Raw genomic sequence first — 13938 nt, 5'->3', positions numbered from 1 at the left:
GAAATATTAATATTCCGTGAATTTCCGTATCCTGTCGTTTCTCAGGGTTTCACCGTCATATTTTTTAAGGTGATCAAGGTTTTCAATAATAGCCTTTCTTATATTATTGGAAGCTAATATCTTATTTTTATGCGCCCCGCCAAGCGGTTCAGGAATAATGCCGTCAATAACCTTTAGGCCGTGAAGATCTTTTGCGGTAAGTTTTAGCGAATTGGATGCCTCCTCGGTTTTAGAAACATCTTTATATAATATCGAGGCGCATCCTTCGGGAGATATTACCGAATAAACCGAATATTCAAGCATCAACACCTTGTTGCCGACTCCAAAAGCAAGCGCTCCGCCGCTTCCGCCCTCGCCTATGATAATGGATAAAACAGGCACTTTGACATTTAACAAAGTATAAATTGTTTTTGCGATGGCTTCCGATTGCCCTCTTTCCTCGGCTCCAAGTCCGGGGTAAGCCCCCGGGGTATCTATTAAGGTTATAATCGGAATAGAATATTTTTCGGCCAATCTAAAGAGTCTTTGCGCTTTCCTGTAACCTTCGGGATGAGGCATGCCAAAATTTCTGCACATCTTGTCCTTGGTATTGCGCCCCTTTTGATGTCCTACTATCAATACTCTTTGCCTGTAACCGCCGTTATTATTGCTTTTAATAAAACAGAAGCCGCCTACGACTGCTTTATCATCCATAAAAAGCCTGTCGCCGTGAAGCTCTGTAAAATTTTCCGTTATCAGCTCAATGTAATCAAGGGTGTACGGCCTTAAAGGGTGTCTAGATAGCTGGGTTATCTGCCAGTTGCCGATATTTTTAAATATATCTTTAATAAGTTTATCCCGCTTGGATTCAAGATTTTTTATCTCATCGTCAACATTTGTAATGCCGCTAAGATTAAAGGTCTTGAGCTCTTCTATTTTTTGATCTAATTCGATTATCGGCTTCTCAAAATCAAGATACTGTAATGCCATAAATGAATTCCGTTTGTTATAAAAATAAAATATTAATATTTTATTTTAGATTTATTATTTATTTTAGCTATGCAATATTCAAATACCTGCATAACGGTTTAGATTTAAGCAATTCCTTATCGACCGAAATATTACCGTTTAAAATAATCTCATAACCCATCGCCTTCAAAATTACCTTATTATTCCCTTTTGAATTATATAGCATATCTTTTAACTCAGCCAAAAAATTCCTTAATGCATCGTTATCATGCGGGATTTCTTTTTCGGTTATTTCGATAACGCATATCGGCGGGCATGGCTGGACTTGCGTCCCGTTAGTTTTTACCACTGGTATATCGATATTGTTCTTTTGTTTAATTTTATAGCTATCCAAAAACTCAATCTTTTCTCCGATAATTTTGATGTTAAGTTCTATATCCCCGTCGCTTATATTGTCTATTTTATCATTTGATGTCCGCCGGCCTTCGGCGCCTTTATAATTTTCTTCGTCAAAATTGCCGTCTATATCGTCCTTTAGCCAAACCCCTGCGGCAATCCCGTTTCTCTCGTTGCTGTTATTTGCCGTTAATCCAGAGAAATCAATCCTTCCCGTCAAAACCACCGGTTCGTTTGTATCAAAAATGTCTTCGTATTTTAAGTAATTTTTGGGGAAAAATACAACCTGAACATTCAAATTTTTATCATTTAATACAAATGAAGCCATTTTTTCATTATTTTTAGTTTTGTGAATCTTTAACTGATTTATAACCCCGCAGATTGCATATGCCTCATCTTTTGTTTTCCCCCCCGAACTTAAATATTTGTTTACAATCTCCGCAACCGAACCTTCGCCGATAAGTTTAATTTTTTCCTCATATCCGTCTAAAGGATGTCCTGAAAGATAAAATCCTAAAGATTCTTTCTCATAAGCAAGCACCGATTTTTTATCATCTTTCTTATCCTCCGTCTTAAAAACCGCGCCTCCGTCCCCATCTCCATTTTCAACATTTTCTCCCGAAAAAAGAGGGAGTTCAAACTGATCGGAGTTTCTTTTTTCCCTCAGAAAATTAGCCTCTCCCATCACGCTTTCGAGATTGTTCAGCATCCATTTTCGGGATTCCCCGCTTATATCGAGAGCTCCGCTTTTTATTAAGTTTTCTATCGTTCTCTTGTTCACCTTTCTTGTATCGACCCTTGAACAAAAATCGAGCAGGTCTTTAAATAAACCCTCTTGCCGTATTTGCAAAACGGATTCAATCGCGGACTTGCCGACATTTTTAACGGCTCCCAGTCCTACCCTGATTGCAAGCCCGTTACCGTTGCTGCTGACGATCGTAAATCTTTCCATCGAATAGTTAACCGAAGGAGGTAATATATCACAGCTATAGAAACCTGATTTTGCTTCATTGATTATCTTTGCCAGTTTATCGGTATTGGACATTTCGCTCGATAAAAGGGCTGCCGTAAAATGCTCTTTATAATTTGCCTTCAAATAGGCAGTCATATATGCGATATATGCGTAAGCCGTCGAATGTGATTTATTAAAGCCGTATTCGCCGAACTTCGTAATTAACGAAAAAATCTTTTCCGCTTTGTTTTTATCTATTCCCTTATTTTCACACCCGCTAATAAATTTGTCTTTCATCTGGCTTATAAGTTCGGCCTGTTTCTTGCCGACGCCCTTTCTTAGGACATCCGCCTCTCCCATAGAAAATCCGGCAAGGGATGTCGCTATTCTCATTATTTGCTCCTGATAGAGTATCACGCCGTAAGTATCGCTCAGTATATCCTTTAATAAAGGATGGATATAGCGTATTTTAACCCTTCCGTGCTTTGCATTGATAAAATCGTCAACCATCCCGCTCCCGAGCGGCCCTGGCCTGTATAAAGCAACAAGAGGGATTAAATCCTCAAACGATTCGGGGGCTAATTTTTTAATCAACTCTTTCATGCCGGAACTTTCAAGCTGAAATACCCCAGTGGTGTCTCCCGAAGATAAAAGTTTATATGTTTTTTGATCGTTTAGATCTATATTATATATGTTAAAATCGTTCTCCTCCCTGATTGGGGCAGGGGACGCAAGCGGGGCGGGATGTTCCATGCCTTCATGTTTATTGGACTGCCCTGTTTTTTTACCGTTTATAAGCTTAATAGCCTCATTCATTACCGTAAGAGTTTTTAAACCCAAAAAATCAAATTTGATAAATCCCAATTTTTCCAAATCTTGCCCCGTATATTGAGTCGTTATAACATCGGTTTCCTTTGAACCCTTATATAAAGGCATAAAATTAAGAATAGGTTTATTGGATATTACAACGCCGGCGGCGTGGGTGCTGGCGTGCCTTGCCAGCCCCTCAAGCCTTCTGGCTATCTCTATTAATTTTTTAACTTTAAAATCGGTATTTATTAAATTTTGAAGTTTCGGCTCTTCTTTGACAGCCTCTTCGAGTGTAATGCCAAGCGTGTTCGGAACAAGCTTGGCTATTTTATCGACCTCGGCATAAGGCATATTAAGCGCTCTCCCTGTATCTCTTATGGCGGCTTTTGCCTGCATTGTTCCAAATGTAATTATTTGGGAGACATTTTCCTCTCCATATTTTCTGGAAACATATTTGATTACTTCATCCCTCCCGTTTATACAAAAATCGGAATCTATATCGGGCATACTGATTCGTTCGGGATTAAGAAATCTTTCAAACATTAAATCATATTGAATCGGATCTATGTCCGTAATTTTTAGACAATATGCCGCAAGGCTCCCTGCGGCGGAACCCCTTCCAGGTCCAACGGGAATATCGTTATCCTTTGCATACCTGATAAAATCGGAAACTATTAAGAAATATCCTGCAAAATTAGATTTTTTAATAACTTCTATCTCCATATCTAATCTTTTTTCATAGGCTTCCGCATTGTTTAAGTATGATTCTTTTGCCATTGCGGTTGGATTCTTTATAAATCTTTCATGAAATCCTTCTTTTACTTTTTTTTCAAAAAAATCAAGTATAGATATGCAGGGCTTAAGCGCGTCATCATTGTTTGCTTTGATTATAAACTGCGGAAAATGATGTCCTTCTTTAAGTTTAAAAGAAAAATTGCATTTGCTTTCTATTATTTTTGTGTTAGAAATGGCTTCGGCAGGATACTCGCTAAATATATCTATCATTTCTTCCTGTGATTTAAAATATAAATCCTTTGTAGAAAATCTCATCCTGTCTTTGTCTTCTACCGTTTTTCCGGTTTGAATACATAAAAGAACATCGTGGGCTTCGTAATCGTCTTTCAAAAGATAATGGCAGTCATTGGTAGCCACAAGCGGAACGCCATATTTTTTGGATAATTCGACTATTCCTGCATTTGCCCTTTTTTGTTCTTCTATACCCTGCATCTGCATTTCTAAATAAAAATCATCACCAAACAGATCCAAATAATATTGAAGGTTCTTTTCTGCCAAATCCATTTTGCCTTGAATTAAATTATAAGGTATTTCCCCCTTTAAACAGGCGGATAACGCAATTAAGCCGCTATGGTTTTCTTTTAAAATATTTTTATCTATTCTCGGTTTATAATAAAAGCCGTCGGTATAAGATTTTGATATAAGCCTCGAAAGATTTTGATACCCTTCTTCATTTTTGGCAAGTAAAATTAAATGATAATATAATTTTTCATTTGAATTTTTAAGCGTCATATCCGATCTTGAAACATACATTTCGCATCCGATCAAGGGTTTAACGGATTTTTTTAATGCCTTTTCATAAAACTCGATAGCGCCGAACATATTCCCGTGGTCGGTAATTGCCGCGGCGGACATATTAAACTCTATGGCCTTGCTTATAATATCGTCGATTTTAATAGCGCCGTCTAAAAGGCTGTAATGCGAATGCAAATGGAGATGAACGAATTTATCCATAAAATTATTACTCCCACTCTATTGTCGAAGGCGGTTTTGATGTAATATCATAAACCACCCTGTTTATTCCCTCTACTTCAGAAATTATCCGCGCCGAAATCGTCCTTAGAATATCGTAATCCAATTTCACAAAATCTGCCGTCATACCGTCCGACGAACTCACCGCCCGAAGCGCTATAAGGGATTCATAGCTTCTTTTGTCCCCCATAACGCCGACTGTTTTAACCGGAATTAACACAGGGAAAGACTGCCAAACCTTACCTTCTAATCCAGATTTTTTTATCTCTTCCGTGACAATGGCATCGGCTTGCCTTAATGTGTTAAGTTTATTTTTATCGACATCCCCGATTATCCTTATGGCAAGTCCCGGACCGGGAAACGGCTGCCTGCTAATGATTTCCGCGGGAATTCTTAGATTCTTTCCTATTATGCGAACCTCGTCTTTAAATAATTCCCTTAGCGGCTCGATTAATTTTAAATTTAATTTTTTTGGAAGGCCGCCGACATTATGATGACTTTTAATAATGCTTGAAGCGCCGAATACCCTGACGGATTCGATAACATCGGGATACAGCGTCCCCTGCACAAGAAAACCCGCATCCGCTATTTTTTTAGCCTCTTTTTCGAATATCTCTATAAAAAGTTTTCCGATAATTTTTCTTTTCTTTTCAGGATCTTTAACCCCTTTTAATGCTTTTAGGAATAAATTAGATGCATTTACAAGTTTTACATTTAATTTTAAATTTTCTTTATAAAACTTTATAACGGCTTTTCCCTCGTTTTCTCTTAAAAGACCGTTGTCAACAAATATACACCTGAGTTTATCCCCTATGGCTTTATTTGCGAGAACGGCGGCAACGGTGGAATCAACTCCTCCCGAAAGGGCGCATATAGCTTTTTTACCGTCTGCAAGATTCTTAATCTCCCTCACTTTATTCTCTATAAAATCTTCGAGCTTCCATGTTTTTTTAACTTTTGCGATATTAAATAGAAAATTATTTAATATTTTCCGTCCGCAAGCGGTATGCGCAACCTCGGGATGAAACTGAAGTCCGTAAAGTTTTCTCTCGCTGTTTTCGAATGAAGCAACGGAACAATTTTCGGTTTGAGAGGTTACAACAAAGTCCGGCGGAGTTTTTACGATAATATCCCCGTGGCTCATCCATACAAGGCTTGATTTTTCACACCCCTTAAATAGCTTGCTTTCTTTTATTATAGCGAGTTTTGAATGTCCATATTCTCTATTTTTTGCGGGCTTAACCTCCCCTGAAAGGAGATACGCCATAATTTGCATACCATAGCAAATCCCCAAAAAAGGAACATCGATATTAAATATTTCCTTTGTTATAAAAGGGGCGCCGCCGTCATAAACGGATGACGGGCCGCCGGAAAGTATAATTGCATCCGGCTTAAAATCCTTTATCTTTTTGTAGGATGAATTAAAAGGATATATTTCGCAATATACTTCGCTTTCCCTTATCTTTCTTGCGATAAGCTGGGTATATTGAGACCCAAAATCGATTATTAGAATTTTAGAAAATACTTTTTCCATATTAAATTAATCGAGCCTGTAATTGGGCGCTTCCCTTGTAATTATGACATCATGAACATGGCTTTCTTTAAGACCCGATGAAGTTATCCTCATAAATCTTGTTCTGGTTCTAAGTTCTTCTATAGAGTGAACGCCGCAATATCCCATTCCAGCCCGCAATCCGCCGATTAACTGATTAACCGCCTCAGAAAGCGTCCCTCTATACGGCACTCTCCCCTCGATTCCTTCGGGGACAAATTTTGATTCTTCTTTTATATGGGATTGAAAATATCTATCTTTTGAGCCGCTTACCATTGCACCCAGAGAACCCATGCCTCTATAAACCTTATAGCTTCTACCCTGGTAAATCACCGTTTCACCGGGACTTTCTTCTGTTCCCGCAAAAAGGTTTCCTATCATCACGCTGCTGGCCCCCGCAGCAATAGCCTTTGGGATATCGCCGGAAAATTTAATGCCCCCGTCCGATATTACGGGAACGCCATATTTATTATAAACCTCTGAGCAATCCATTATTGCGGATAGCTGAGGGACGCCGACCCCCGCAACAACCCTTGTGGTGCAAATGGAACCGGGGCCTATTCCAACCTTCACGGCGTCAACACCTGCCTTAACAAGGGCTTCCGCTGCATCAATCGTGGCTATATTTCCCGCAATAATATCCAGATTATAATGCCTTTTTAAATATTTTACCATTTCTATAACACCTTTGGAATACCCGTGAGCGGTATCTATAACGATTGCATCTACTTCGGTTTTTGTCAGCGCGCTAACCCTTTCTTCCGTGTCTTTGGAAATACCGACGGCTGCGGCAACCCTGAGCCTTCCAAGCGAATCTTTGCACGAATTGGGATATTTTTTAATTTTTTCTATATCTTTAATCGTTATCAAACCCTTTAAATTGTAATCTTTATCCACAACAAGTAATTTTTCTATCTTTTTTTCATGCAGGGTTTTTTTTGCTTCTTCTAATGTAGTTCCCACGGGTACAGTAACAAGGTTTTCTTTTGTCATCACCTTATCTATCTTTTCGCCTAAATTTACGGCAAATCTTAAATCTCTATTCGTAAGTATTCCGACGAGTTTAGTTCCTTTTATTACCGGAACGCCCGAAATCATATATTTTTTCATAAGGTCGAGGGCATGAGATATTTTATCATCGGGATTAACCGTCACAGGGTTGGTAATCATCCCGCTTTCGGATTTTTTTACCTTATCGACCTCGATCTTTTGCTCTTCTACCGTTAAATTTTTATGAATTACACCGATTCCGCCTTCGCGAGCCAGAGAAATTGCGGTTTTTGCTTCTGTAACCGTGTCCATTGCCGCGCTGACCAATGGAATGTTTAAATTTATATTTCTTGAAAATTTGGTTGTTAAATCGACATCTTTTGGAAGAATATCGGAGTAATCGGGAACTATGAGAACATCGTCAAAACTTAACGCTTCTTTAATAATCTCCTTCATTTTACTTCCCCCTTTTTAATAATCCCGGGCATACAGCCGGCTCAACATCCTTAATGATTTAATTTATTTATTATATATCCGCCGCTATAAGCCCTTCCAATAACCCGCATTCCGAAACGGTAAGCTTATCCGCTTCAAAAAAATCCATACTTTTTAGCATTATAGCGGTTCCTGCTAAAACAAGGTCCTCTCTTCCGCTTTCAACTCCCGTTATATTAAGTCTTTCATATGCCTTTTTTTCTATAAATTTTTTGTAAATCTTTAGGACATTTTCTTTTTTTAAAACATAGCCGTGCACTTTAAGCCTGTCATAACCTTTTAATTCCAGATCGACCATAGCAAGGGTCGTCGCTGTTCCGGCTGTTCCGAGCAAATTTAAAGGCTCAAATTTATAACCGCTTTTAAGTATCTTTTGTTTTAATGAATTAAGGCTATTATCTATCTCTTTTTCCATTTTTAACAAATCATGGGCAGATACAGGGTCTGATTTCACTATTTCTTCCGTTAAATGAACAACCCCCATATTCAAGCTATATTTCCAGAAAGGCTGCCCGCTTTTGAAACAGGAATATTCCGTGGAACCGCCGCCGATATCCAGCGCATAAAATTCCTTTAAATCTTTAAAGCATGAAGCGATCCCCGCAAGCGTCACGGACGCCTCTTTGTCTCCGCTAAGAATACGGATATTTAATCCAAATTCTTTATAAATACTTTCTAATATTTCCGCGCTGTTGGGAGCGTCTCTCAAAACGCTTGTGCCTGTAATAGCAACTTTATCCGGTTTAATTCCAAATCTTTTAAGCTTTTCGGCGTAATAATTTAAAGCATCTTTTAATCTTAAAATAGAAGCCTCTGTGATAATTCTCTCTTTTGTAAAGTTTTCACCCAATCTGATTATTTTCATATCCACATATTCAGGGGTTAAAACATCTTTATCCGAAGAAACAATCAGGCATCGTATCGTATTTGTTCCGATATCAATAGAAGCAAGCATTACTTACCTACCTTCCCTCGTTCCAAACCCTGTTTTACGAATATACAAAATGCCTTACCCTCCTCCAAATTAAATTACCCCCCTTCTAAAGTTTTTAACATACTTTATATAATTATTTGCCGATTCCTTAATAGAGCTTATTTCGATTTCGCCAAGACTTTTTTTTACCGACCCGGGAACACCTGCAACTAAAGAGCCATCCTGAATAACGGCATTTTCCTTTACAACCGCCCCTGCGGCGATTATGCAATTTTTCCCGACACGGGCGCCTGTTAAAACTATCGCCCCGATACCGATAAGGCAGTTATCTCCAATCTTGCAGCCGTGGAGATTAGCATTGTGTCCCACCGTGACGCCGTTTCCTATTATAAGCGGACCCGTGTCGTGCTGCACATGAAGAACGCTATTATCCTGAATATTGGTATTTTTGCCGATTCTTATGTAATTCACATCCCCTCTTATAACCGCCCCAAACCATACGCTTGACCCATTTTCTATCTCGACATCTCCTATAATGACCGTGTTGTCACATAAATAAACCGTTTCGTTAATCTTAGGATACTTACCTAAATAAGGCAATATTATCATAAAAGCGCTCCCTGTAATATATTGCATATTTATTTAATTTGCAGATATTTTAGGTATTTAAATTATGTTGTTATCTGTGCTATTATATAACAAATATATTAAAATTGGAAAAAATTTTACGATGGAATTAAATAAAATTAAGGATATTTTAAATAAGGATTTGTCGGAAGAAAATATAGTTTCGGTTTTACCGGAACTTCTTGTAAATATGGAGACGGATCCCTTTATGATTTATACATTAAGGTCGGTGCTCTTAGATATTCTTTCGCTGTATAAAGAGCAGGAAAAATTAGGTCCGTCGCCCTCTATCGGGGAAGAAAAAATACACAATTTATCGGATTTCATGATAAAACAAAAGGTAAACACTTATTTAAAAAAGGGAATTTTAAAATTAATAGATTTAATTATTATAGATGTACCTTTTGATGTTAAATATAATGAGGCTTCAAAACTTATAAAAAGATTAATCAATCTTGAATTCAAAGAGTTTTAGACATCATAAACGCCTGTTTTTTTGCCTCGAGAACATCTTCTATTTCATTAATATCGAAAGGACTGTGCCTTTCCATGACCTTTTGAACATTAGATGCTATATCGGTAAAAGAAATCTCGTTACGCAGAAAGGAATTTACAAAAAATTCATTAGCCTCGCAAAAAACGGCAGGCATGCTTTTTCCAGCCCTTAAAGCCTCTCTTGCAATATTTAAGAGGGGAAATTTCAGCGTATCCGGTTCAAAAAACTCAAGTCTTCCAATTTGGGAAAGGCTGAGCGGCTTCATTAAACCATGAAAACGATCCGGATAAGAAAGAGCGTAGCCTATTGGTCCCTTCATATCGGCTTGCGCCATTTGAGCCATAATTGAACCGTCCATAAACTCCGCCATAGAATGAACTATAGCCTGCGGATGTATTAAGACATCGATGTCTTTTTCGTCAACGCCGAATAAATAATGGGCTTCTATTACCTCAAGGCCTTTATTTGCAAGGGTGGAGGAATCTATCGTTATCTTTTTGCCCATTTTCCATTTTGGATGGTTTAACGCCATATCTTTTGTAACGCCGCATAACGCTTCTTTCGGTAAATCATAAAAAGGACCGCCGGAAGCGGTAAGAATTAATTTCTTTAAATCGGACTTATTACCGCAATTCAAACACTGAAATAAAGCGGAGTGTTCAGAATCAACCGGGATTATATCTGCCTTATTAAATTTTGCAATTCTATTTAAAATATCCCCTGCCATAACCATAGATTCTTTGTTTGCAAGGGCTAAGTTTTTACCCGCTTTCACGCTTCCGTATGAAAGCATAAGCCCGGAAGAACCGCTAATCGCATTTAAAATAACATCAATATCTTCATTAAATACCAATTCTTTAAAACTGTCTTCGCCGTAAAGAAATTTAGTTTTAATATCAGGCAGATTGCTTATTTCCGATTTTGCCTTATCCATTTCGGCCTTTAAGGAAAGAATGCAATATGACGGGTTTAACTTAATAATCTGTCCCTTTAATTCCCCGGTAAAATGCCCTGCAGCTATGGCTTTTACCGACAATTTTTCCGGGTATGAAAGCGCTACTTCAACCGCGCTTTTCCCTATCGACCCTGTGGACCCTGCAATAAATATATTTTTCATTTAATTTTTATGGTTTAAAAAAAACAGCGTGATATAATAAAAAAATGGGGCGGCCAATATCAGGCTGTCAATTCTGTCCAAAATCCCGCCATGGCCGGGAATTAAAAATCCCGAATCTTTTTTTCCGCCAACCCTTTTTATTAAAGATTCCGTTAAGTCGCCGATCATTCCAAAAATTACCGTTAAGGCGGATACGGCAATAAATGAAAAAAGGGTAAACATCCTGTAGTCCGTTACAAAAATTCTGAATACAAGAGCGGTTAATATAGCGAGGAAAAGTCCGATTAAAGCGCCTTCTACCGTTTTTTTAGGACTTAACGAAAAAAACAACCTGTGCCTTCCAAAATGCCTTCCGCCGTAATACGCAAATATATCGGACGCCCAAACTAAAATAAACAGGAGTATTAGCAATAATCTCCCGTTATTCATATCGAATATTTTTAATAAATAGGAAATAAAAAAACCAGTGTAAAAAATAGAAAATACATCTAAGAATATGCTTTTGCCGCCATCATTTTTAAAAAAAAGGACATTTTTAAAAAGAATCAAAAAAATGGACAAAAGTACCGCAAAAGCAAATACGGACGGGCTTAAAAAAACAAAAGCAAAGGCAATTAAAATAGAAATAATTTCGGGGAGAATAAAATATTTATACTCGTTTAAGTCAAATATCAAAAATAACTCGTAAACCGACAATGTTATTAAAATAACGCAGATAAAGAAAAATTCAAGTTTATTAAACAAAAATATAGAAAGGATTATAACGAAGCCGAAAAGAATGCCGAATATAAACCTCTTAAAATCGAACTTAAGTTTTTCCAAATCTTCTGACTCTCTTTTCATAATTTTTTAATGCCCTGATTAATTCTTTCCTGCCAAAATCAGGCCATAAAGTCTTTGTAAAGTAGATTTCGGCATAAGCAATCTGATAAAGCATGAAGTTGGATACCCTTTTTTCTCCGCTTGTTCGAATAAGAAAATCCGGATTTGGCATATCTTTAGAATACAGATAAGATGAAAAAAGATTTTCATCCGCGTCTTCTATTTTAATTTTACCGTTTTTCATATCCTTGGCCATTCTAACCGCGGCCGCCAATATCTCTTCTCTGGAGCCGTAGCTTAACGCAAGGGTTAAATATAAATTGTCGCATTCTTTTGTCTTATCGATAACTCTTAAAAGCGTTTTTTTCGAGCTTTCGGGAATCCTTTCTATATTGCCTATAAAATTAAGCCTGATTTTATTTTTTATAAGAAACGGAAGTTCCATGTTAAGGTATTCGTCCAATAGGAGCATTAAGGAATCTACTTCTGTTTTCGGTCTTTGCCAATTTTCGGAGGAAAAAGCGTAAACGGTAAGATATTTAATTCCGTATTCCATTACGGCTGAAGTAACGGCTCTTAAAGATTTTATTCCTTCTATATGCCCGTTTATCCTGTCTAAGTTTCTTTTTTTTGCCCACCTTCCATTTCCATCCATAATAATGGCAAGATGGTTTGGAATATTTTTAAAATCTATTTTTTTAACCATTTCAAGAAATTTTAAACCGCCATTATTTCCTTTTCTTTGTGCTTTGTTATTTCATCCACCTCTTTAACAAAACCATCGGTTAATTCCTGAATCCTTTTTTGAAATCTGGCAGACATATCCTCCGATATTTCTTTTGACTTTTCAGACGCCTTTATCCTTTCGTTAAAAGTCCGTCTGTGATTTCTTATCTCCTGCTTTATAGACTCGGCAAGTTTATTTAATTGCTTTATTATTTCCTTTCGCCTTTCTTCTGTTAATTGAGGTATTATAATACTTATGCTTTTACCGTCATTTGACGGATTTAGCGATGGGTCGTATTTTTGTATTGCCTTTTCTATGGCTGCAAGCGAATTAATATCCCATGGATTTATCATTATGGTCTTGCTATCAGGAATGGAGATAGAGGCGAGCCTTATAAGCGGTGAAACAGAGCCGTAATATTCGACATTGATGCTATCTATGAGCCCTGTGGATGCCCTGCCCGTTCTAATCCTCGATAATTCGCTTTTATAACTCGAAATGGCATGGGTCATCTTTGTTTTTATTTCATTTACTATCTCTGTTTCATTCATGATTTCACCTTAAATTTAAAGCTAAAAGTTAAGGATTTGTAATTATGGTTCCGATAGGTTCACCCTGAGCAACCTTTAATAAATTGCCAGGAATCAGCAGATTAAAAACTACTATGGGAAGCATATTATCCATGCACATGGAAATGGATGTAGAATCCATTACCTTTAAATTTTTGTTTAATACATCGATATATGAAAGTTTATTATATTTTGTCGCATCTTTGTTTAAAAACGGGTCGTCGCTATAAACCCCGTCTATTCTGGTTGCTTTAAGTATCACATCGGCATGTATTTCCATTGCCCTGAGAGAAGCGGCGGTATCTGTCGTAAAATAAGGGTTTCCGGTTCCTGCGGCAAATATGACGACCCTCTTTTTTTCCAAATGCCTTAATGCTCTTCGCCTGATGTAAGGTTCTGCGACCTGCTGCATAGCGATAGCCGTCTGAACCCTTGATATAACCCCTTTATCTTCTAAACTTGCCTGTAATGCCAGCGCATTTATAACCGTTGCAAGCATGCCCATATAATCGGCGGAGGATCTCTCTATGCCAAGGCCTTTTGACGACGAGCCAAACCCCCTGAATATGTTGCCGCCGCCGATAACGATAGCTACCTCAACGCCCAAATCTACCACCGATTTTATTTCGTTGGAAACAAAATTGATAACGGCGGGGTCGATACCGCACTTATTCCCGCCGGCTAAAGCCTCTCCGCTAACTTTAAGTAATATTCTTTTGTACCGGAATCCGCCCAC

General features: G+C 37.8%; 12 protein-coding genes. 1 reads left to right on the top strand and 11 read right to left on the bottom strand.

Annotated features, from left to right (window positions below; translation table 11 throughout):
- Positions 1-6: 6 nt before the first annotated feature.
- The 6 genes from EVJ47_06910 to EVJ47_06885 form a co-directional block, all read right to left on the bottom strand.
- Positions 7-969, bottom strand: coding sequence for an acetyl-CoA carboxylase carboxyltransferase subunit alpha (locus EVJ47_06910; protein RZD14388.1), 963 nt, complete (start codon positions 967-969; stop codon positions 7-9).
- Positions 970-1036: 67 nt separating this feature from the next.
- On the bottom strand, positions 1037-4855 hold the full coding sequence (locus EVJ47_06905; GenBank protein RZD14387.1) for a DNA polymerase III subunit alpha: 3819 nt from the start codon (positions 4853-4855) through the stop codon (positions 1037-1039).
- A gap of 7 nt (positions 4856-4862) precedes the next feature.
- Positions 4863-6407 (bottom strand): glutamine-hydrolyzing GMP synthase, encoded by a 1545-nt coding sequence (gene guaA, locus EVJ47_06900; protein RZD14386.1) that lies wholly within the window; start codon positions 6405-6407, stop codon positions 4863-4865.
- A gap of 6 nt (positions 6408-6413) precedes the next feature.
- Entirely contained in the window at positions 6414-7871 is a 1458-nt protein-coding gene (guaB, locus tag EVJ47_06895; protein ID RZD14385.1) for an IMP dehydrogenase, read from the bottom strand.
- A gap of 70 nt (positions 7872-7941) precedes the next feature.
- Positions 7942-8865, bottom strand: coding sequence for a Ppx/GppA family phosphatase (locus tag EVJ47_06890; protein ID RZD14384.1), 924 nt, complete (start codon positions 8863-8865; stop codon positions 7942-7944).
- 69 nt (positions 8866-8934) lie between these two features.
- Positions 8935-9453 (bottom strand): gamma carbonic anhydrase family protein, encoded by a 519-nt coding sequence (locus tag EVJ47_06885; GenBank protein RZD14383.1) that lies wholly within the window; start codon positions 9451-9453, stop codon positions 8935-8937.
- A gap of 121 nt (positions 9454-9574) precedes the next feature.
- On the opposite strand from EVJ47_06885, the gene EVJ47_06880 reads away from it, so the two are divergent.
- A complete protein-coding gene (locus EVJ47_06880; protein RZD14382.1) occupies positions 9575-9946 on the top strand; it encodes a hypothetical protein in 372 nt (123 codons plus the stop codon).
- Here EVJ47_06880 and EVJ47_06875 read toward each other — a convergent pair.
- From EVJ47_06875 to EVJ47_06855, 5 genes are read right to left on the bottom strand one after another with little or no spacing between them, the layout of a single operon-like run.
- Positions 9933-11084 carry a 1-deoxy-D-xylulose-5-phosphate reductoisomerase gene (locus tag EVJ47_06875; protein ID RZD14381.1) on the bottom strand — a complete coding sequence of 384 codons (1152 nt, stop codon included), beginning with the start codon at positions 11082-11084 and terminating at the stop codon, positions 9933-9935. The genes EVJ47_06880 and EVJ47_06875 overlap by 14 nt on opposite strands.
- A complete protein-coding gene (locus EVJ47_06870; protein RZD14380.1) occupies positions 11085-11927 on the bottom strand; it encodes a hypothetical protein in 843 nt (280 codons plus the stop codon).
- Positions 11893-12612 carry an isoprenyl transferase gene (locus tag EVJ47_06865; GenBank protein RZD14379.1) on the bottom strand — a complete coding sequence of 240 codons (720 nt, stop codon included), beginning with the start codon at positions 12610-12612 and terminating at the stop codon, positions 11893-11895. Before EVJ47_06865 ends, EVJ47_06870 begins: the two co-directional genes overlap by 35 nt.
- 11 nt (positions 12613-12623) lie before the next feature.
- Positions 12624-13184 carry a ribosome recycling factor gene (locus tag EVJ47_06860; GenBank protein RZD14378.1) on the bottom strand — a complete coding sequence of 187 codons (561 nt, stop codon included), beginning with the start codon at positions 13182-13184 and terminating at the stop codon, positions 12624-12626.
- 28 nt (positions 13185-13212) lie between these two features.
- Positions 13213-13938 (bottom strand): UMP kinase, encoded by a 726-nt coding sequence (locus tag EVJ47_06855; protein RZD14377.1) that lies wholly within the window; start codon positions 13936-13938, stop codon positions 13213-13215.

It is taken from the genome of Candidatus Acidulodesulfobacterium ferriphilum, from assembly GCA_004195035.1.
GTDB lineage: Bacteria > SZUA-79 > SZUA-79 > Acidulodesulfobacterales > Acidulodesulfobacteraceae > Acidulodesulfobacterium > Acidulodesulfobacterium ferriphilum.
The sequence above is the reverse complement of the archived record's forward strand: the minus strand, read 5'-3'. Positions and strand labels throughout refer to the sequence as shown.

Coding starts and splice junctions, on each gene's coding strand:
- EVJ47_06910 (RZD14388.1), bottom strand. CDS start 969: ATGGCATTACAGTATCTTGATTTTGAGAAGCCGATAATCGAATTAGAT.
- guaB (RZD14385.1), bottom strand. CDS start 7,871: ATGAAGGAGATTATTAAAGAAGCGTTAAGTTTTGACGATGTTCTCATA.
- EVJ47_06890 (RZD14384.1), bottom strand. CDS start 8,865: ATGCTTGCTTCTATTGATATCGGAACAAATACGATACGATGCCTGATT.
- EVJ47_06860 (RZD14378.1), bottom strand. CDS start 13,184: ATGAATGAAACAGAGATAGTAAATGAAATAAAAACAAAGATGACCCAT.
- EVJ47_06905 (RZD14387.1), bottom strand. CDS start 4,855: ATGGATAAATTCGTTCATCTCCATTTGCATTCGCATTACAGCCTTTTA.
- guaA (RZD14386.1), bottom strand. CDS start 6,407: ATGGAAAAAGTATTTTCTAAAATTCTAATAATCGATTTTGGGTCTCAA.
- EVJ47_06885 (RZD14383.1), bottom strand. CDS start 9,453: ATGATAATATTGCCTTATTTAGGTAAGTATCCTAAGATTAACGAAACG.
- EVJ47_06875 (RZD14381.1), bottom strand. CDS start 11,084: ATGAAAAATATATTTATTGCAGGGTCCACAGGGTCGATAGGGAAAAGC.
- EVJ47_06880 (RZD14382.1), top strand. CDS start 9,575: ATGGAATTAAATAAAATTAAGGATATTTTAAATAAGGATTTGTCGGAA.
- EVJ47_06865 (RZD14379.1), bottom strand. CDS start 12,612: ATGGTTAAAAAAATAGATTTTAAAAATATTCCAAACCATCTTGCCATT.
- EVJ47_06870 (RZD14380.1), bottom strand. CDS start 11,927: ATGAAAAGAGAGTCAGAAGATTTGGAAAAACTTAAGTTCGATTTTAAG.